Annotated in this window: 17 protein-coding genes, 1 pseudogene and 1 riboswitch; of the genes and pseudogenes, 5 read left to right on the top strand and 13 right to left on the bottom strand. The window is 62.9% G+C overall.

What is annotated here, in order from left to right:
• Positions 1 to 96 precede the first annotated feature (96 nt).
• Positions 97 to 1,590, top strand: a complete 1,494-nt coding sequence (locus DM807_RS08825; protein WP_179027278.1) for a sensor histidine kinase — start codon at positions 97 to 99, stop codon at positions 1,588 to 1,590.
• Entirely contained in the window at positions 1,559 to 2,986 is a 1,428-nt protein-coding gene (locus DM807_RS08820) for a sigma-54-dependent transcriptional regulator (protein WP_012272162.1), read from the top strand. The genes DM807_RS08825 and DM807_RS08820 overlap by 32 nt, the downstream gene beginning before the upstream one ends.
• A gap of 84 nt (positions 2,987 to 3,070) precedes the next feature.
• Here the strand turns inward: DM807_RS08820 and DM807_RS08815 are convergent, their stop codons facing one another.
• From DM807_RS08815 to DM807_RS08805, 3 genes are all read right to left on the bottom strand, one after another.
• The gene (locus DM807_RS08815; RefSeq protein WP_012272163.1) at positions 3,071 to 3,373 is read right to left on the bottom strand and encodes a hypothetical protein; all 303 of its coding nucleotides are present in this window, start codon (positions 3,371 to 3,373) and stop codon (positions 3,071 to 3,073) included.
• Positions 3,374 to 3,457: 84 nt separating this feature from the next.
• The gene (locus tag DM807_RS08810) at positions 3,458 to 4,810 is read right to left on the bottom strand and encodes a GntP family permease (RefSeq protein ID WP_003253832.1); all 1,353 of its coding nucleotides are present in this window, start codon (positions 4,808 to 4,810) and stop codon (positions 3,458 to 3,460) included.
• 111 nt (positions 4,811 to 4,921) lie between these two features.
• Complete coding sequence (locus DM807_RS08805; protein WP_012272164.1) at positions 4,922 to 5,461, bottom strand: gluconokinase; 540 nt, start codon at positions 5,459 to 5,461, stop codon at positions 4,922 to 4,924.
• A 207-nt stretch (positions 5,462 to 5,668) separates the two neighbouring features.
• Here DM807_RS08805 and gntR point away from each other — a divergent pair, with 207 nt between their 5' ends.
• The 3 genes and pseudogenes from gntR to DM807_RS28075 all read left to right on the top strand — a co-directional run bounded on the left by gntR (position 5,669) and on the right by DM807_RS28075 (position 8,166).
• Positions 5,669 to 6,688, top strand: a complete 1,020-nt coding sequence (gntR, locus tag DM807_RS08800) for an HTH-type transcriptional regulator GntR (RefSeq protein ID WP_179027277.1) — start codon at positions 5,669 to 5,671, stop codon at positions 6,686 to 6,688.
• A gap of 122 nt (positions 6,689 to 6,810) precedes the next feature.
• Positions 6,811 to 7,629, top strand: a pseudogene (locus DM807_RS28080) (PAS domain-containing protein); the annotation flags it as partial.
• 42 nt (positions 7,630 to 7,671) lie between these two features.
• Positions 7,672 to 8,166 (top strand): methyl-accepting chemotaxis protein, encoded by a 495-nt coding sequence (locus DM807_RS28075; RefSeq protein WP_425326924.1) that lies wholly within the window; start codon positions 7,672 to 7,674, stop codon positions 8,164 to 8,166.
• On the opposite strand, the gene DM807_RS08790 is transcribed toward DM807_RS28075, so the two are convergent.
• From DM807_RS08790 to DM807_RS08745, 10 genes are all read right to left on the bottom strand, one after another.
• On the bottom strand, positions 8,141 to 11,413 hold the full coding sequence (locus DM807_RS08790) for a transporter substrate-binding domain-containing protein (RefSeq protein ID WP_179027275.1): 3,273 nt from the start codon (positions 11,411 to 11,413) through the stop codon (positions 8,141 to 8,143). The two genes, DM807_RS28075 and DM807_RS08790, sit on opposite strands and share 26 nt — an antisense overlap.
• 13 nt (positions 11,414 to 11,426) lie before the next feature.
• On the bottom strand, positions 11,427 to 12,041 hold the full coding sequence (locus DM807_RS08785; RefSeq protein ID WP_012272168.1) for a response regulator transcription factor: 615 nt from the start codon (positions 12,039 to 12,041) through the stop codon (positions 11,427 to 11,429).
• Positions 12,042 to 12,263: 222 nt separating this feature from the next.
• Positions 12,264 to 12,506 carry a DUF1272 domain-containing protein gene (locus DM807_RS08780; protein ID WP_012272169.1) on the bottom strand — a complete coding sequence of 81 codons (243 nt, stop codon included), beginning with the start codon at positions 12,504 to 12,506 and terminating at the stop codon, positions 12,264 to 12,266.
• 66 nt (positions 12,507 to 12,572) lie between these two features.
• The gene (cobM, locus tag DM807_RS08775) at positions 12,573 to 13,325 is read right to left on the bottom strand and encodes a precorrin-4 C(11)-methyltransferase (RefSeq protein WP_012272170.1); all 753 of its coding nucleotides are present in this window, start codon (positions 13,323 to 13,325) and stop codon (positions 12,573 to 12,575) included.
• Between the two features lie 33 nt (positions 13,326 to 13,358).
• Positions 13,359 to 13,745 (bottom strand): cobalamin biosynthesis protein, encoded by a 387-nt coding sequence (locus DM807_RS08770; protein WP_012272171.1) that lies wholly within the window; start codon positions 13,743 to 13,745, stop codon positions 13,359 to 13,361.
• Complete coding sequence (locus tag DM807_RS08765) at positions 13,745 to 14,431, bottom strand: CbtA family protein (RefSeq protein WP_012272172.1); 687 nt, start codon at positions 14,429 to 14,431, stop codon at positions 13,745 to 13,747. The genes DM807_RS08770 and DM807_RS08765 overlap by 1 nt, the downstream gene beginning before the upstream one ends.
• Before the next feature lie 9 nt (positions 14,432 to 14,440).
• Positions 14,441 to 14,629, bottom strand: coding sequence for a CbtB domain-containing protein (locus tag DM807_RS08760; protein ID WP_012272173.1), 189 nt, complete (start codon positions 14,627 to 14,629; stop codon positions 14,441 to 14,443).
• 94 nt (positions 14,630 to 14,723) lie between these two features.
• A riboswitch (cobalamin riboswitch) is annotated at positions 14,724 to 14,947 on the bottom strand.
• Between the two features lie 113 nt (positions 14,948 to 15,060).
• Complete coding sequence (locus DM807_RS08755) at positions 15,061 to 16,161, bottom strand: LLM class flavin-dependent oxidoreductase (protein ID WP_069943118.1); 1,101 nt, start codon at positions 16,159 to 16,161, stop codon at positions 15,061 to 15,063.
• Between the two features lie 27 nt (positions 16,162 to 16,188).
• Positions 16,189 to 17,523, bottom strand: a complete 1,335-nt coding sequence (locus DM807_RS08750) for an LLM class flavin-dependent oxidoreductase (RefSeq protein WP_012272175.1) — start codon at positions 17,521 to 17,523, stop codon at positions 16,189 to 16,191.
• Between the two features lie 90 nt (positions 17,524 to 17,613).
• The gene (locus tag DM807_RS08745) at positions 17,614 to 18,408 is read right to left on the bottom strand and encodes a class II aldolase/adducin family protein (RefSeq protein WP_012272176.1); all 795 of its coding nucleotides are present in this window, start codon (positions 18,406 to 18,408) and stop codon (positions 17,614 to 17,616) included.
• Between the last annotated feature and the right edge of the window lie 21 nt (positions 18,409 to 18,429).

The raw sequence follows: 18,429 nt of genomic DNA, 5'->3' as shown, positions 1-18,429 counted from the left end.
TGGCAGCTGCGGCTGCCCAGGTGGATTGCAAATCGGTGACTACGGTCATTGGCCTTGATGCAATTCTGAACGGACGCCCTGCGCGGGAACCACGCGATGCAGATGCTGGAAAACGAAGCGCCCGACAAGGCCAATGCGACCGCCAGCGGTCTGGCCGTTCCTTTGCGTGAATTCAACCTGCTGCGCTGGTTTTCGGTCATCAGCCTGCTCATCATTGCCTCGGTGGCGGGTGGGCTGGGCTACGTTTCGACGCGCTTCGTGGTGCGCGACAGCGTGCAACGCGATGCCATGCTGACCGCGCAGTTCATTCAGGCCATGGCACAAGCCGAGGTGCGCCATTCGCAGCTACCGCCGGGTACCACCATGGGCGAGTTGCTGGACCCGCGCCTGGACTTGCAGCACCTGCAATTCACCCCGGCGCTGGCCGAAGCGACCCGGGTCGAGTTCCTTGACCATGTCGAGCACCTGCCGGACACCTTGCTGGCCAATGTCTATGCCCGCGACCGCACCATTGTCTGGTCCACCAATGTCGAGCTGATCGGCAAGCGGATAGAAGCCGATGGCGACCTCGACCGTGCATTCCGCTCGCGCAAGGCCGTGTCGGCCAGCTACCACAAGGCCGAGGATGATCGCGAAGAGCAGAAGTTTCAGCGTGAACCGCGCTACCTGTTCATCGAGAACTACATCCCGCTGTTCGACAGCCAGGGCGAGCAGGTGCTGGCCATGGTGGAAATCTACAAGGAGCCGCAGGACCTGATTCGGCGCATCCAGCGCGGCTATGTGCTGATCTGGGCGTCGACCCTGGTGGGCGGGGCGCTGATCTATTTCGGGCTGTTCTGGATCGTGCGCCGAGCGGCGCAGATGCTGCACCTGCAGCAAGACCGGCTGGTGGCCAGCGAAACCTACGTGGCGTTGGGCGAGATGTCCTCGGCGGTGGCCCACAGCTTGCGCAACCCGCTGGCCAATATCCGTTCCAGCGCCGAGCTGGCCCAGGAAATCGCCAACCCCGCAGCGCAGAAGAACATCACCGACATCATCAGCCAGGTGGACCGCATGTCGCGCTGGGTGCGTGACCTGCTGGTGTCGTTGCGCCCGGTCAGCGACGAGGCCGAGGCTGTGGACCTCGTAGCGGCCATCGAGGATACCCATCTGGCATTCGTCCAGCAGATCGCGCGCAATGGTGTGCGGTTCCATTTCGAAGGGCCTGACGCGCAGTGGGTGGCCAGCCAGCCGCTACAGCTCACGCAGATTCTCAATAGCCTGTTCTCCAATGCCCTGGAGGCCATGCCAGCGGGTGGCATGCTGACTGCGCAGGTCAATGTGCAGGAGGGCCAGCGTGCCGAGTTCGTGCTCACCGACACTGGCAAGGGCATGAGCCAACAACAGGAACGGATGGTGTTCAAGCCGTTCTTCACCACCAAGCAGGGTGGCCTCGGTGTAGGCCTGGCCCTGGTCAAGCGCATCATGGAACGTTTTGGCGGCTCGGTCAGCCTGAGCAGCCGCGAAGAGGAAGGAACCCGCGTCAGCCTTACATTCAATATCGCAGCGGGAGGGGACCATGGAGCACAGCATCCTGGTAGTCGAGGATGATGAAATCCTCGCCGACAACATTCGCACCTACCTCAGCCTCAAGGGCTACGAGGTTACCGTTTGCCACAGCGCGGAGCTGGCGCTGGAGCAGATCAAGCGGGCCCAGCCCGATGCGGTGCTGACCGACAACTCGCTGCCGGGCATGAGCGGGCATGACCTGCTGCGTACCCTGGTGGCACAGGTGGCGGACTTGAAAGTGATCATGATGACCGGCTACGGCAATGTCGAAGATGCCGTGCAGGCGATGAAGGAGGGCGCGTTCCATTACCTGACCAAGCCTGTGGTACTGGCCGAGCTCAAGCTGACCCTGGACAAGGCCCTGGCCGCCGAGCGCATGGAGCGCACGCTGTCGTTCTACCAGGAACGCGAGGCGCAGAAGTCCGGGCTGCAGGCGCTGATTGGCGAGTCGCCGGTGATGCTCACGCTCAAGCACACCCTGCGCCAGGTGCTCGATGCCGAACGGCGCATGGCCAGCGACGACCTGCCACCAGTGCTGGTCGAAGGCGAGACCGGCACCGGCAAGGAGCTGGTGGCCCGTGCCCTGCATTTTGACGGCTCGCGCAGCAAAGGGCCGTTCATCGAGTTCAATTGCGCCTCGATCCCTGCCAACCTGCTGGAGGCTGAACTGTTCGGCCACGAGAAGGGCGCGTTCACCGATGCCAAGGAGCGCCGGGTGGGCCTGGTAGAGGCTGCCGATGGCGGCACCTTGTTCCTTGACGAGATCGGCGAGATGGACCTGGTGCTGCAGGCCAAGCTGCTCAAGTTGCTGGAAGATCGAAGCATCCGACGGATTGGTGCAGTGAAGGAGCGCAAGGTCGACCTGCGGGTGATCAGCGCTACCAACTGTAACCTGGAGCAGATGGTGCAGCAGGGCAAGTTTCGCCGCGACCTGTTCTTCCGTCTGCGTATCATCGCCCTGAAGGTGCCGCGCCTGTATGCCCGTGGGCAGGACATTCTGTTACTGGCAAGGCATTTTCTGGCCCACCATGGCCGGCGGTATGGCAAGCCGAACCTGCGTTTTTCTGCCGAAGCAGAAAGCTTGATGCTTGGTTACAGCTGGCCCGGTAATGTGCGCGAATTGCGCAACATGCTGGAGCAGACCGTGTTGCTGGCGCCGAACGAGGTGGTGCAGGCGCATCAGCTGAACCTGTGCATGACGTTGATTGACGAGCCATTGGTGCAGCAGCCAGCGCCGGTGATGTTCGAAATGCCGCGACACGAGCCGGAGCCCGGTACCAGCCTGCCGGACATGGAACGTGACCTGGTGTGCAAGACCCTGGACCGCACTGACTGGAATGTGACCAAGTCAGCACGAATGCTTGGGCTGTCGCGGGACATGCTGCGTTACCGGATCGAGAAACTGGGATTGACCCGGCCTGACAAGCGTCAGTGGTAATCATGGCCATGCGAGGCACTGGTGAGAGCGGCCTTGTGCGGCGAAAGGGCCGCGCAAGGCCCAGATTTCAACCGGCCCGCGTCATCAGGGGTTACCTGTGCTCGTGCCGCTATTGCCCTGATGACCGGTCCCCTCCGAACCACTCCCATCCATACCCGGGAGGTCGCGGTTGTCGTTCTGCTTCGCCGGCGGGCTTTGCGGGTCGTTACCCTGAATGCGCGGGTCGGTATCCCGTGGCATGGGTTTCTCGATCGGGTTGAGGGTGCTGTCCACGCCCGGCCGTGGCGCCGGGTTGTGCGGGTCGTCGGGGTAAGTCGGGCCAGTGCCGGCGGCCAGGGCCAATGGCGAGGCGAGCAGGGCAATCAGCAGGATGCTTGAACGGGGCATGGCAGGCTCCTTTGCTTCGGGTGGGTCTCATGTTTTCCTTCGGCCCTACCCAAAGCATCCTAGTGCCATGGCCCCGATCAACGGTTACACCACCAGCGACAGCAACATGATGAAGATGATGCCGACGATGGACAGGATCGTCTCCATCATGCTCCAGGTCTTGAAGGTTTCTGCCACGGTCATGTTGAAGTATTGCTTCACCAGCCAGAAGCCGGCGTCGTTCACATGCGACAAAATCAGCGAGCCAGCACCGGTAGCCAGTACCAACAGCTCACGGTTCACCCCAGGTACCAGGTCGATCACCGGTGCGACGATACCTGCACCGGTGATGGTGGCGACGGTAGCGGAGCCTGTGGCGATGCGGATCACCGCGGCTACCAGCCAAGCCAGCATGATCGGTGAAATTTCTGCCTGCACGGCCATTTGCCCGATTACATTGCCCACGCCGGTGTCCACCAGCATCTGCTTGAACCCACCGCCAGCGCCTACGATCAGTACGATGGCGGCGGTCGGTGCCAGGCTCTGGTCGAGCATTTTCATGATCTGCTGGCGGTTGAAGCCGCGGGCTGAGCCGAAGGTATAGAAGGCCAGCAGCAGGGCGGCGAGCAGGGCGGTGATCGGGTGGCCGATCAGGTCCATCCACTGGCGCACGATGTGCTCGGCGGGTAGCACCACGTCGGCAAAGGTTTTCAGCAACATCAGCGCCACCGGCAGCAGTACGGTGATCAGGGTGATGCTGAAGCTTGGCAGGTTGCCCTGGTCGGACTCCTTGGCGATCTGGTCCATCAGCTCCTGCGACGGGTTACCCGGTATGTAGCGGGAAATGAAGTTACCGAACAGCGGACCGGCGATGATCGCGGTGGGCAACGCAACGATCAGGCCATAGAAGATGGTTTTGCCGATATCGGCGTGGAAAATGCCGATCGCCAGCAATGGGCCTGGGTGCGGCGGCACCAGGCCGTGCACAACCGACAGGCCGGCCAGTAGCGGAATGCCGATTTTCACCAGCGACACCCCGGAGCGCCTGGCGACGATGAACACCAGTGGGATCAGCAGCACGAAGCCGATTTCGAAGAACAGCGGGATGCCCACCAGGAACGCGGCGAACATCATCGCCCAATGCACGTTCTTCTTGCCGAAGGCGCGGATGAGGGTTTGCGCGATCTGGTCGGCGCCCCCGGAGTCGGCCATCAGCTTGCCGAGCATGGTGCCCAGGGCGAGCACGATACCGACAAAGCCGAGCACGCCGCCAAAGCCGTCCTGGAACGATTTCATGACCTTGGCCACGGGCATGCCGGAGGTCAAGCCAAGGAAGCCGGCCGCGAGGGTGAGGGCGACGAAGGGGTGGACCTTGAAGTGGGTGATCAGCAGGATCAGCCCGACGATGGTAACCAGCGCGTCGAGCAGCAGGAAGGTATCAGTAGCCAGTCCGAACATGGTGTGAAGGCCTCGGTCTTATCGTTGTTTTGGGCGTAGCTTTTTGGATCTTTTCCCGCATTCACGGGGCAGGGTAGCGCTGTCTTGGGTGAGACGGAAAAACCGCCAGGGTCAGGCGGTCTGCGCCAGGCCCGGCTCACCGCAGCGCTTTAGCCAGCGGTCCACCGCTTCGGCCAATGCTTCGATGGGTTGGGTGGCGTCCAGTGCCAGCGTCAGTGGCTCGCCGCGTGGCGACTCCAGGGCAGCGAACTGGCTGTCGATGAGGCTGGCCGGCATGAAGTGCCCGGGGCGGGCCAGCACGCGTTTTTCGGCCTCGGCAGGCGTCAGTTCGAGGAACACGAACACCAGCCCAGGCATGGCATCGCGCAGGGTGTCGCGGTAGCGGCGCTTGAGTGCCGAGCACGTCAGGATCGGGCGCTCACCCGCCTGGGTGGTGGTTTGCAGCTCTTCGCCAAGGCGCACCAGCCATCCGGCACGATCGCTGTCGTCCAGCGGGATGCCAGCGCTCATCTTGCGGATGTTTTCGGCAGGGTGGAAAGCGTCGCCTTCTATCAGGCGGCCGCCGCTTCTGGCAGCGATGGCGGCGCCGATGCAGCTCTTGCCGCAACCGGCCACGCCCATCACCACAATGGCGGACAGGGGAGAATTCATCAGTACCTCCTGCGGGGTGAGATAGCGCTGTCTCGCTGTTGACGAGCAGCCACCTCCCCGGTGTTATTGGTCTTGTCCTTACGCAGTATGGACGCCTGGCGGCACACGCGTGGTGGCTGCTACCAAAGATTACATTGCCTGCGTCCTGAGACAGCGCTACCTTAGTGGCCGTTCCCTATCCTTGCAAGTAGTAAAATTACAACATCCATGTCCCGCATCGGCTCCCGCACTACAGGTCGTCCCACCCTGGCTGAAGTTGCCAGGCTTTCCGGGGTTTCCCCGATTACCGCTTCGCGCGCGTTGCGCGGGGTCAGCACGGTTGCGCCAGAACTGGTGGAAAAGGTCGTCGCCGCAGCAGCGAACCTCGGCTATGTGGCCAACCCGGCGGCCCGGGCGCTGGCCTCGGCGCGCAGCCAGTCGGTGGTGGTGTTGATCCCGTCACTGTCAAACCAGCTGTTCATCGACACCCTGGAGGCCATCCACGAGGTCATGCGCCCGCGTGGGCTCGAGGTGCTGATCGGCAACTATCACTACGACCTTGCCGAAGAAGAGAACCTGATCCGCAATTACTTGGCGTACCAGCCCTGCGGCATGCTGCTGACCGGTTTCGAGCGTAGCGATGCCGCACGGCAGATGCTGGCTGCCAGCGGCGTGCCGTGCGTGCACATGATGGAGCTTAACGGTGAGCCAGGCGCGTTGTCGGTCGGTTTCTCGCAGCAGCAGGCCGGGCGCGCTGCGGCCCGGCACTTGATCGAGCGTGGGTGCAAGCGCCTGGGATTCATTGCTGCGCAGCTCGACCCTCGGGTGATGCAGCGTGCCGACGGCTTCCGCCAAGCGTTGGCCGAAGCCGGCCTGCAGGCCGCCGAGCTGGAAGTGTTGGCGCCGGAGCCTTCATCGATTGCCTTGGGCAGCGCGCTGTTCAGTCAGCTGATGCAACAGGCGCCGGATGTCGACGGTATCTTCTTCTGTAATGACGACTTGGCCCAGGGCGCGGTGCTACAGGCCTTGCGCCAAGGGGTGGAGGTGCCACGCCAGGTGGCGATGGTGGGGTTCAACGACCTGCCAGCTTCGGCGCACATGGTGCCGCGGCTGACCTCGATTCGCACACCACGGGCTGCCGTTGGTCGGGGCGCGGCGCAGGCGCTGTTGGCGTTGCTCGATGGCAAGCGGGTGACGCATGCACAGCAGGACCTGGGCTTCGAGCTGATGGTGCGGGAAAGCTCCTGATTCAAGAGCTGGCAAGGCGGCTCCGACGGGAACCCGCCAGCCTCTGAATCAACTGCCAAGTCATGAGAATGTAGTAATCACAAAGTGATAGCACTGTGCTTGCACGGCGCTAACGGCGATCTATGCTCAGGACACCGCGCAAAAAGGAGCCCGGCGTCATGTTCGATTTCCATCGCAAATCTGATTTGGTAGAAATCCAGCGCAGCCAACAGGCATTGGCCAATGCACAAGCCAAACTGGCGGCAATCAGCCGGTCGATGGCGATGATCGAGTTCGCCCCCGATGGCACCATCCTTGATGCCAACGAGCGTTTCTGTCAGGCCATGGGCTACAGCGTCGATGAACTGCGGGGCAAGCACCACCGGCTGTTCTGTGAGCCGGACTACGCCAAAAGCGCCGAGTACCAGCAACTGTGGCGCGAACTCGGGCAGGGCAAAGCCATCAGCGGTACTTTTGAGCGCATCGACAAGGCCGGCCGCGAGGTCTGGCTGGAAGCCAGCTACATGCCGGTACTGGATGAGCAGCGCCAAGTCACCAGCGTGATCAAGGTGGCATCCGACATCAGCCAGCGGGTGGTGCTGGAGCACGAAAGCGAAAGCCTGCTCAAGGCCATCAGCCGTTCCATGGCAGTGATCGAGTTCACCCCGCAAGGCCGGGTGATCAAGGCCAACCAGAACTTCCTCGACACCATGGGCTACCGCCTCGATGAAGTGGTTGGCCGCCACCATGGGCTGTTCTGCCTGGCGCATGAACGTGAGTCGGCCGAGTACCGTGGGTTCTGGGCTTCGCTGAACCGTGGCGAGTACCACTCGCACCGCTTCGAGCGCGTCAACAAGCAAGGCCAGACCGTGTACCTCGAAGCGTCCTACAACCCGATCTTCGACAGCAAGGGCCGCCTGTACAAAGTGGTCAAGTTCGCCAGCGACATCACCCACCAGGTCTGCACCCAGCAAAGCGCTGCAGACGCTGCCCATGCCAGTTCGGTGCAGACCGACGCCTGCGCGCGCAAGGGTACCGAAGTGGTGCAGCAGACGGTGCAGGTGATCGAGCAGATTTCCCAGGAACTGAACGACGCCGCGCGCAGCATCGATGCGGTGAGCAAGCAGTCGGATGTGATCGGGCAGATCGTGCTGACCATTCGCGGCATTGCCGATCAGACCAACCTGTTGGCCCTTAATGCAGCGATCGAGGCAGCCCGTGCCGGCGAGCACGGGCGCGGCTTTGCCGTGGTGGCGGACGAGGTGCGAAGCCTGGCCGCGCGAACCAGCAAGGCCACCCTGGAAATTGTCGATGTGGTTCGGCAGAACCACGACCTGTCGCTATTGGCCGTGGCCAGCATGCAGTCGAGCCTGAACCGCACCTGTCACGGCGTGGCATTGGCCAATGAGGCCGGTACGGTAATCATGGAAATTCAGCAAGGCTCGCGGCACGTCGTGGATGCCATCAGCCAGATCAGCTCGACGCTGCAATTGCATTGAGCGCATCGCGCATCTCGTCAAGCAATGCCTGCAGGCTGGTTTGCAGTTGCGCGCGCTGTTCGACAGTCGGTAAGCCCTGTGCGTGGGCGCGTTCGATGGCTTCGCAGTCGTTGACTACGGCGCGCACCCTGATCATCTTGGCGCCGCCCTTGATGCGATGGGCCAGGGTGTGCACAGCCTCATCAGGTGCGTCGTCAGCCAGTGCGCTCAAGGCGGCCAGGTCTTCTCCCACGCTGATCGACAGTTGTTCGAGCAAATGCCGCGTCAACTGTTCGTCGCCCTGGGTCAGGTGGCGCAATTCGGCCAGGTCGAACCCGGTGTGGCGTGGTGTCGGCGACTGCTGTTGAGGGTGGACTTGTGGGAGATGGTTCTTGAGTGCACGCAGGCCAATCGGTTTGAACAGGCATTCGTCCATGCCGCTGGCCAGGCAGCGGGCACGCTCCTCGGCCTGGGCGTTGGCGGTCACGCCAATAATCCGGCTTGCAGGCAGGTCGCGTTCACCCTCCAGGGCGCGAATGCGCCGGGTGAGTTCGTGGCCGTCCATGACCGGCATGCTGCAATCGGTAATCACCAGGTCGAAGCGCGCGGCCTGCCAGTGTGCCAGGGCGATTTCGCCATTCTCCGCCAAGGTCACGCGATGGCCCAAGGTATTCAGTTGTCGCTCCAGCAACAACAAGTTGGCAGGGTAGTCGTCGACCACCAGAATATTCAGCGGGCCACTGCTGCTCTCTTGTGCCGGCAGGTCTCGTTCGGCCTGTGTCGGTGCAGTGCAGGTGGGCAGTTGCAGGTTGACTTGGACCCGGGTACCGACGCCCTCGACGCTCTGCAGGGTCAAGGCGCCGCCCATCAATTCGACCAGGGTACGGCTGATGACCAACCCCAGGCCTGCACCCTGGCGGGTTCTTGGGCCCTCGGCCTGAACGAAGGCATTGAACAGCCGGGCCTGGTCGGCGGGGCTGATGCCGATGCCTGTGTCGCGCACATTCAGTGTGATGGCCAGCATGCCGTGGTCGGCAACGTTGGGCAACAGCAGGCTCGCCTGCACTTCACCACGGTTGGTGAACTTGATGGCGTTGCTGATAAGGTTGGACAGAATCTGCTTGAGCCGCAGCGGATCAGCCAGCACCCAGACCGGTTCTGCGGGCATTTCGCCGTGCAGATGCAGGCTTTTGGCCCGTGCATTGCCTTCGAACACCCGCAGCGTGGAGCGCACCAGCTCCACGAGGTCGGTGGGCACTGGCTGCAGGCTGATATGCCCGGATTCGATACGGGAAATGTCGAGGATATCGCCAATCAGCTCGAGCAGGCCAATGGCCGAATCGTGTGCGGTTTGCAAGGTCTGGGTGTCACACCGGCCGCCGCGGCTGTCCACCAACGCCATTTCCAGCAGACCGATCACGGCATTCATCGGGGTACGGATTTCATGGCTCATGGTGGCCAGGAAGGTGCTTTTGGTCTGGCTGGCCTGTTCGGCGTCATCCTTGGCCTGGCGCAGCTGTTCAAGCAGCCCGCGGCTCAGTGCCAGCTGTGCCTGCAGCGCGTGCTGAGCATCGGTACGCTGGTTGATCAGCTTGCGCAGGTAGCTGTTCCAGAACACCACCCCGGCCAGCAGCAGGGCCGACAGTACCAGCACCTGCAAGGCCAGGGTGCGGTAGTCGCGCCATGGGCTGTCACTGACCAGGGTGCTGGTGCGCCAGCGGTTGATCAGTTGGTCAAGCTCTTCGGGCGGAATGCTCAGCAGTGCCTTGTCGAGGATGGCTTGAAGCTGGGGCTGGTCGGCGGCGACGGCGAATGCGGCAATGGCCGGTTGGTCGTCGAGCACGCTGGCGATGCGCAAGCGGCCCTTGAACACGTGGCTGATGTAGTAGGCCGCATTGATTTGGTTGCTCAGTGCCGCGTCGGCGTTGCCATTGACCACCGCCTCCATCAGGCCGAGCGGGTTGTCCACTTCGATCAGGCTGGCCTGCGGGTAGCGTTGCTGCAACATGGCCCGCTGCGGTGAGCCGCGCACCAGGGCAATGCGCTGGCCGTTCGAGGCCATGGCCTGTACAGGCGATGCCTGGTCGCTGCGGGTGACCAGCACCCGTGGGCTGACCAGGTAGGGGCGGGTAAAGCGCAGTTGCTTCACGCGCTCCGCGCCATAGCCGAGGGCACCGATCATCAGTGCATCGCCTCGCTTCAGGCGTTCAACCATGGCGTAGGCCGACGTGCTTTCGATGGGGTTGAAGTGCAGCCCTGTACGCAACCCGATCTGCTTGAGTAGGTCGAGAGTAATGCCGCTGGGGTGATGCTGGGCGTCGTTGAAAGTCAGTGGCGCCAGCGAAGTATTGATCAACACGTTAACGGTGGGGTGCTCGGCGATCCAGGCTTGTTCTTCGGCACTGAGGGCGCTCAGGTGACGCTGCAGTAGCAGGCTGGTGTTGCCGCTGCTCCAGCGGCGCAGAATGTTCAGGCGCTCGCTTTCGCTGATGCGCGCCAGCGCCTTGTCGACCAGTTGCAGCAAGCGCGAGTGGTCGTTGGCCACGGCGAAGGCGAAGACCTCGGGGGGTACATGGGAAAAATGGTCGACTTTCAACGCGCCCTGAAAGCTTTTCCCGATACTGAAATCGGTGCTGAGGGCATCGCCCAGGTAGGCGTCTGCCTCACCCAGCTCGACCGCCGCAAGCCCAGCCAGCGTGGAACGGTACAGGCTCAACTGTGCCTTGGGGTAGAGGCTGCGAACGCTGCTGGCTGGCAAGTAGTGATCGACCATGGCCAGGCGCATGCCGGCGAGGTCGGGCGTGCTTTTCAAGCTGCGCCCTTCTCGGGTGACGATCACCGGCAGGTCGTCAGCGTAGGGGGTACTGAGGCTGAGCTGAGCATCTGCCGCCTCGAAGCCGTTGGAGCTGCCGAGCAGGTCGATGCGGCCATCACGCAAGGCGGTGATTGCCTCGTGGCGGCTGTCGAAGCGACGTACTTCGATGGCTATGCCAAGCTGTTCGCCGATGATGCCGGCGTAGTCGGCGCTCAGGCCCTCATAGTCTTGTTGGCTGACATTGATTTCAAACGGCGGGTAGTCGGGGCGCGAAGTGCCCAGTACCAGGCGTTGACGTTGTTGTAGCCAGTGGCGGTCGTCGGCGGACAGCGTTAGCGGGGCGGCGGCGCTGACCGAGCGGGCCAGCAGTTGGCGGGGTTCGCTGCTGGCCAGCAGCGCACTAGCGTTGGCCAGGCCGATGGCCAAAAGGGCGCTCGCCAGCAGCTGCTTCATGGTAGTCGGGTGCTCAAAGGACGCTGTTACGCTTGGCCAGGTCGACCATTTCAACCAGTGATTCAGTCTTGAGCTTTTCCATGATTCGGCCCCGGTAGGTGCTGATGGTCTTGGCGCTGAGGTTCATGCAGGTGCCGATATTCTTGTTGTTTTCACCGCGCGCCAGGCGCCGCAATACTTCCATTTCGCGGTTGGAGAGGCTGGCCAGGCGTACTGGCTCGCTTTCCAGCGAATTGCTGTTGACCGACATCTGTGGAAAGGTTGAATAGCCCTTGACCAGGGCCTTGAGGGCAAACAGCAGCGCTTCGTGGTCCTCTTCCTTGGTGACGAAGGCGCCGATCCCGGCATCCAGGCAGCGGCGCACATACAGGTCGGTGGCCTGGCCAGTCAGCACCATGATCTTCGGCGCCGGCTCCAGACACTGCAGGCGCTTGATGACTTCCATGCCGTCCAGGCCAGGCAGGCCGATATCGAGAATGACCACGTCCGGGCGCAGCCTGCGAGCCTCCTGAGCCACTTCACTGCCATCGCCAACTTCGCCGACTACATGGAAGCGCTCGCGTTCGAGCAGTAGGCGCAGCGACAGCCGGACGATGGGGTGGTCGTCGACGATCAGCACGGTTGTCATGTGGAAAACTCCTGTAGGGATGTGGTCCGCTTCCTGGATCACTCAGGAATACGTCTGCAAGTGGGGTTGTCGGAAGCGCTGCACGATACGACCATTCCCGAAGTTTGGTAATGCCGAGTATAGAAGTGTTGAGATTTCCCGTGCCTGCTGTTGAAAAACCCTACAAAAAACAAGAAAGACATCACTGCTGACAAGGCAGTGATGTCGGTTATTTGCGGTGGTTCAGGCGCAGGCAGCGTGCGATTTGTTTACGCGCAGGGTGGAAGCGGGGTTGTTGGTCAATGCCTGGCCGACCCGCGTCGGGCGGGCCACCAGCTGACCGGTGCAATTTGGGCAACGGCCTTGGAAGCGGGTTTCGGCACAGCTACGGCAGAATGTGCATTCGAAAGAGCAGATCATAACGTCGGGGTTGTCACCCCTCAGGTCGGTATCGCAGCACTCGCAGTTGGGGCGTAATTCCAGCATGGGCATGGCTCCTGTTCGCAGGCGGGAACCGGCAGTCTGCTATGCCCGAGGCAAGGCTGGCAATGTTCAGTCGCCAGGGCGATACAGGTGGGCGTGCCCGGCACGGTACAAGGCCGATTCGGCGAATGGCGTATCCCCCAGAACGTGGCCTACCAGGATCAGCGCCGTGCGCCGAAAGCCCTTGCTTGCCACGCGTTCGACGATATCGCCGAGGTTGCCGCGTACCCAGTCCTGGTCTGGCCAGGTGGCGCGATGCACCACCGCTACCGGGCAGTGTGCGCCGTAGTGCGGCAGCAGTTCATCGACAATGCGCGAAAGGTGTTTGACCCCCAGGTGAATCGCCAGCGTGCTGCCGTGGCGCGCCAGGTCGCCCAGTTGCTCGCCAGGCGGCATGGGCGAGCTGTCGCCATAGCGGGTGAGGATCACGGTCTGTGCCACTTGAGGCAAAGTCAGTTCGCAGCCGAGCAGGGCAGCGCTGGCCGCCGTGGCAGTCACTCCCGGGATGATCTGGTAATCGATGCCCAGTGCTTGCAGGTGGCGGATCTGCTCGCCGATGGCGCCGTACAAGCTGGGGTCGCCGCTATGTACGCGGGCTACATCCAGCCCCCGTTCGTGTGCGCTTTGCATGGCCGCGATAATCTGCTCCAGATGCAGTTCGGCGCTGTTGATCACGGCCTCGGCCTGATGGCCTTCGAGCACGGCAGCGGGCACCAGTGAGCCGGCATAAATGATCACCGGGCATTGGCGAATCAGCCGTTGGCCCTTGACCGTGATCAGTTCTGGGTCGCCAGGGCCGGCGCCGATGAAGTAGACGGTCATGGAAAGTCCTTGCAAGAAATAGGGTATGAAACGTCAGCCGGCCAGGGCGAGGGTCGCCGGGCCTAGTACCTTGCGTGGCAGCAGCAACCTAGCCGTGCCCAGTTGTTGGCTGGCCAGGGCCAGTGCCGCACTCTCGGCCACGCCCCAACAGCCGCTGTGGGCATAGGCTGTGGCTGAGCGGTGGCTGAGCAACGGCTCATAGGCTTGGAGTTGCGCGCTATGGTACAGCACCAAGGGCAAGGCCAGGCGTGCGGCCAGTTGCTGCAGGCCGGCTTCGTCGGCCTTGAGGTTGATGCTGGCAATGCCGCGCAGGTCGGAAAGCGCCAGGCCCTGGCTAGCCAGGGCTTGGTGCAGCAGGGTTTGCAGGGTATCCGCCGGGCAACCCCGGCGGCAGCCCAAGCCAGCGTAGAAAGCCGGCATCAGGCCTCGCTGGAGCGGCGGAACAGCCACGCACTGAGCAGGCCCAAGGCCACCCAGAAGGCAGCGTTGGTCAGCCAGGAGGCCATCTTGAACTGCGTCTCCAGTGCTTCGGGGGCCAGGCTTTCATGGACTTCAGGCTGTGGCGCACCGATCACATGGGGGATAACCAGCAGCACGGCGCCCAGCGCCTTCAGCAGCCAGTGGCGGGCGAACACCAGCAAGGCCAGGCCAAGGGCGGTGGCGCTGGCCGTGCCAATCCACCAGGCCTGGCGTTGCCCCAGGTCGGCGGCAGCAGTGCCGGGCAGTTCCGGTGGCAACCCCAACGTTGGGGCCAGACAGAACACGGCGAAACCGGCCAGGCCCCACAAGGCGCCAGTGCTGACGCGCTTCGGCTCGCGCAGGCCATACAGTGCGGCGAGGATCAGGGCAAAGCCCACCGCCACCACCAGGTTGCCACCGGTGGTGGACAGCACGCGCTGCCAGCCGTCTTCTGGTGACCAGGCTTCGGCGCTGTGTTCATGAGCGCCCTCATTGCCGCCATGTTCGTGTTGTGCGGCCGGGGCCGAGGACTCGTAGGTTTCCGCTTCGAGAATCAGCGGGGCGACCCAAAAGCTTTGCAGCAAGGTCAGCAACAGGGCCGCAAGCAACCCGCTGAAACCCGCAGTGCGGGCAATGCGCGTGATCATCAGGCGTACTCAGTGGCAGGGGAAGGCGGCGCTGTGGCGGGTGTCGTGGGCGGCGTTGTGCACGGCCTCGATGTGCGAGAAGCCGGCGAAGTACACCAGGCACAGGCCTAACAGGCTGGCGCCGACGGCGATGACTACGCGCTGGCTGAGGGTGACGGGTGTGGCAAGGCTGTGCTGCTTGGCGCTGGTGACGGGCATGACGCGTTCCTCTGCTTTTTAGTGAGCAACGGGCGAGCGCGGCAGCCCCGGGCGGGGTCGCCCAGGGGAATGCAACAGCGCCCGCCCACCGCGGGGTGTTCATGAACGCCAGGCCGGTCTCCGGGCTTGCGAGGAAGAGCAGGGCTCCTGGAACACGTCACCTTCCCATGCCGTACTACGAGGCACAGTGGTACAGACGCTTCACTCGCTTACCGTTGCGGGGGCAGCACCGGCATTGTCCGGCCCTGCTGGAGGGCCTGCGACGCACCGGTTTCCCGTTTCACCCCCTATGAGGGCACCTGAACGTGAGGCATAAGGAGAGCATGGGGCGGGCTTGGCGTCAATCTGTGGGTGCATCTGCCTTCCACCCATTTCAGGCTTGCGCGGGTTCCTGCCGGACGGCGCTATCCCTGCAGCAGTACCGTAGAAATCTACGCAGTTCGAACATCGCGGCCAGACTCACGCTGGGCCACCAGCGCGCGAATGCGCGGGATCAGGTCCTGCCCGTACTCGACCGCATCACGCAATTGGTCAAAACCGCGGAACAGGAAAGTGCTCACCCCAAGCTCGTAGTAAGCCAATGCGGCCTCTGCCACCTGCTCTGCAGTCCCCACCAGCGACGTAGAGTTACCGGCACCGCCACCCAGCGCGGCAATCTCGGTCCACAGCCGGGTGTCATGCACTTTGCGCTGGCTGGCCAGCTGCACCAGACGCTCGGAGCCGGCATTGCTCTTGCCGAAGTTCTTCTCGCGGCGGTTGCCCTGGTGGATGCCGATCCGCGCCTGGGCGTCGGCCAGAATGCGCTCGGCACGGCCCCAGGCCTCGGCCTCGGTAGCGCCCAGAATCGGCCGCAACGACAGGCTGAAGCGAATATGCTTTTCGCGTCCGTAGCGGGCGGCGGCCTTGCGCACTTTGGCGATGCGTTCGCGTACCTGTTCCAGCGGTTCGCCCCACATCATGTACACATCGGCGTGTTTGGCGGCCACTTCGACGGCCGCATCAGAGGCGCCAGAGAAATAGATCGGCAAATGCTGCACTGGCTTGACCAGGGTCAGGTTGTCTTCGACGCGGTAATGTGTGCCCTGGTGGTCGAACGGTTCATGGCGAGTCCAGGTGTCACGCAGTACCTGCAGGTATTCGTCTGTGCGCGCATAACGGGCATCCTTGTCCAGGAAGTCGCCATCGCGCTGCAGGTCGCCGCTGTCGCCGCCGGTAATGACGTTGATCGAGGCACGGCCACGGCTCAGCTGGTCAAGGGTGGCGAACTGGCGGGCGGCGAAGGTCGGGGCCTGGAAGCCAGGGCGGTGGGCTACCAGCAGGCCGATGCGCTCGGTGAGGGCGGCCACATAGCTGGCCAGAATCAACGAATCCGGCGCGCTGGTATTGACTGCCAGCAGCGCTTTGTCAAAGCCACCATACTCTTGGGCCTGGGAGAAGGCTTTGATGAACTCCAGGTCGACCAGCGGGCCGCGTGCTGCCTGTGACTCGCTGCTTTCCTGCGGGCCGATGAGGCCGATGAATTCGAGGCTCATGGAACAGAACTCCTTGTCGTGATGGGCTCAGGCAACCGCTGTCTGGGTGCGGCGCAGTGTGTTGCGGTTTTCCGGCACGTCGAGGCCGAAATGGTCTCGCAGGGTTGTACCGGCATACGTCTGGCGTACCAGGCCTCGCGCCTGCAGCAGCGGCACCACCTGCTCGGTGAAATACTGCAGGCCGTCGGGTAGCAGCGAGTTGATGATGAAACCGTCGGCCGCGCCGTTTTCGAACCAGTGCTGCAGGGCATCGCCAACCTGTTCCGGGGTACCGACGAAGTCCCGGCGTGGACGCGAGAAACGCAGCGCCAGCTCGCGCAAGGTCAGGCCTTCATCACGGGCCAGCTGCTTGAGTTGGTCCGAGGTGCCCTTGTGGCTGTCATTGCCCAGCGTGCCGAGGTCGGGGAAGGGCGCATCCAAGTCATGGTGGCTGAAGTCGTAGTCGTTGAACGGCCGGCCAAGCGCAACCAGGGCATCTTCGATGCTTACCAGGTCCACGGCTTGCTGATAACGCTGTTCGACCTCCTCGGCGTCGCGGCCGACGATCGGGCGTATGCCGGGCAGGATGAACAATGCATCCGGATCACGGCCATGGCGCGCGGCACGCTGCTTGAGGTCCTGATAGTAAGCGTGGGCATCGTCGAACGATTCCGGGTTGACGAAGATGGCGTCGGCGTTTTGCGCGGCGAAGTTGCGACCCTCTTCCGACACGCCTGCCTGGAAGATCAGTGGCTGGCCCTGGGGCGAGCGCTGGATGTTCAGCGGGCCCTTGACCTTGAAGAACTCACCCTGGTGGCCGAGGGTGTGCAGTTTGGCCGGGTCGAAGAACTGTCCGCTTTGCTTGTCGCGGGTAAAGGCGTCGTCTTCCCAGGAGTCCCACAGCCCTTTGACCACCTCTACGTGCTCGCGCGCAATTCGGTAACGCACGGCATGCGGCGGGTGTTCAGCCTTGCCGAAGTTGTCAGCAGTACCGGAAAGCCAGGAAGTCACCACGTTCCAGCCCGCGCGCCCACCGCTGATCAGGTCCAGCGAGGCGAACTGACGTGCTACCTGGAAGGGCTCGGTGTAGCTGACCGTGACCGTGGCCACCAGGCCGATGTGTTCGGTTACCGCAGCCAGCGCCGAGAGGATGGTCAGCGGCTCGAAACGGTTGAGGTAGTGAGGACTGGAGCGGGCGTGGATGTGCAGGCTGTCGGCAATGAAGGCGAAGTCGAACGTTGCCGCCTCCGCCAGTTTTGCCTGATGTTTGTAGAAACCGAAATTGACACTGGCATCGGCCAATGCATCGGGGTGGCGCCATTCGCCCCAGCCGTGGCCGACGCCATGGATCATGGCGCCCAGGCGGATCTGTCGTTTGCTCATCGGAATACCTGCGGGTTGTGCTGCAAATGGAGTCGATACGGCCTTGAAACTCAGCCGCGGCGGAGGTCGGTACAGGCCACAAGAACGCGGTCAGTTCTGGTAATCCAGTCCCTCCCGATCCAGCTGGCGTATCAGCGCATCCCAATGCCGCTGGATCCCTTCCCCCAGCCCATCGGAAAACCGCTTCGACTGCTCATGCACCTTGGCAATTGCTGCCGGCGCCGCGTACAGCAGTTGGTCGTTGCCCCCTGCCTGCGCCGCCACCTGGATGTTGCAGGCCCGCTCCAGCCCGTGCAGCTCGCGGAAGGCATGCTCGACGCTGATTCCCCCGGTCAGCAGGCCATGGTTGCGCAGGATCAGGATATTGCTGTCGCCCAGGTTGGCCACCAGCCGCTGCTGCTCGTCCAGGTCCAGGGCGACGCCTTCGTAGTCGTGGTACACCACGCGGCTGTAGTAGGCCAGGGCATGCTGCGAGATTGGCAGCAGGCCATCGCGTTGTGCCGACACTGCTGCGCCATCACGCGTGTGGGTGTGCAGCACGGCCTTGAGGTCGGGCCGCGCACGGTGAATGGCGCTGTGAATCACATAGCCGGCCTGGTTGATGCCCAGGCCCAGGGGATCATCGATGATCGTGCCATCTACATCGACCTTCACCAGGTTGGAGGCGGTGATCTCGTCGAACAGCAGGCCGAAGGCGTTGATCAGAAAGTGTTCGTCGGGCCCAGGCACGCGTGCCGAGAAGTGTGTGTAGATATGGTCGGTCCAGCGGAACAGGGCAGCCAGGCGATAGGCCGCAGCCAGCTTTACTCGCACCTCCCATTCTTCGGCGCTGACCCGTTGGCGCACGGTGTTTTCCTGGGGGGCGATGACAGACAATGCAGTCATGGTGTTCTCCAAAAAGTGTCG

Origin of the sequence: Pseudomonas hunanensis, from assembly GCF_013393325.1 — a bacterium.
GTDB lineage: Bacteria > Pseudomonadota > Gammaproteobacteria > Pseudomonadales > Pseudomonadaceae > Aquipseudomonas > Aquipseudomonas putida_P.
This window is presented reverse-complemented; position numbering and strand designations above follow the sequence as displayed.

Coding starts and splice junctions, on each gene's coding strand:
- DM807_RS08755 (WP_069943118.1), bottom strand. CDS start 16,161: ATGAGCCTCGAATTCATCGGCCTCATCGGCCCGCAGGAAAGCAGCGAG.
- DM807_RS08785 (WP_012272168.1), bottom strand. CDS start 12,041: ATGACAACCGTGCTGATCGTCGACGACCACCCCATCGTCCGGCTGTCG.
- gntR (WP_179027277.1), top strand. CDS start 5,669: ATGTCCCGCATCGGCTCCCGCACTACAGGTCGTCCCACCCTGGCTGAA.
- DM807_RS08780 (WP_012272169.1), bottom strand. CDS start 12,506: ATGCTGGAATTACGCCCCAACTGCGAGTGCTGCGATACCGACCTGAGG.
- DM807_RS08810 (WP_003253832.1), bottom strand. CDS start 4,810: ATGTTCGGACTGGCTACTGATACCTTCCTGCTGCTCGACGCGCTGGTT.
- DM807_RS08805 (WP_012272164.1), bottom strand. CDS start 5,461: ATGAATTCTCCCCTGTCCGCCATTGTGGTGATGGGCGTGGCCGGTTGC.
- DM807_RS08815 (WP_012272163.1), bottom strand. CDS start 3,373: ATGCCCCGTTCAAGCATCCTGCTGATTGCCCTGCTCGCCTCGCCATTG.
- DM807_RS08745 (WP_012272176.1), bottom strand. CDS start 18,408: ATGACTGCATTGTCTGTCATCGCCCCCCAGGAAAACACCGTGCGCCAA.
- cobM (WP_012272170.1), bottom strand. CDS start 13,325: ATGACCGTCTACTTCATCGGCGCCGGCCCTGGCGACCCAGAACTGATC.
- DM807_RS08765 (WP_012272172.1), bottom strand. CDS start 14,431: ATGATCACGCGCATTGCCCGCACTGCGGGTTTCAGCGGGTTGCTTGCG.
- DM807_RS08820 (WP_012272162.1), top strand. CDS start 1,559: ATGGAGCACAGCATCCTGGTAGTCGAGGATGATGAAATCCTCGCCGAC.
- DM807_RS08750 (WP_012272175.1), bottom strand. CDS start 17,523: ATGAGCAAACGACAGATCCGCCTGGGCGCCATGATCCATGGCGTCGGC.
- DM807_RS08770 (WP_012272171.1), bottom strand. CDS start 13,745: ATGCCGGCTTTCTACGCTGGCTTGGGCTGCCGCCGGGGTTGCCCGGCG.
- DM807_RS08760 (WP_012272173.1), bottom strand. CDS start 14,629: ATGCCCGTCACCAGCGCCAAGCAGCACAGCCTTGCCACACCCGTCACC.
- DM807_RS08790 (WP_179027275.1), bottom strand. CDS start 11,413: ATGAAGCAGCTGCTGGCGAGCGCCCTTTTGGCCATCGGCCTGGCCAAC.
- DM807_RS08825 (WP_179027278.1), top strand. CDS start 97: ATGCAGATGCTGGAAAACGAAGCGCCCGACAAGGCCAATGCGACCGCC.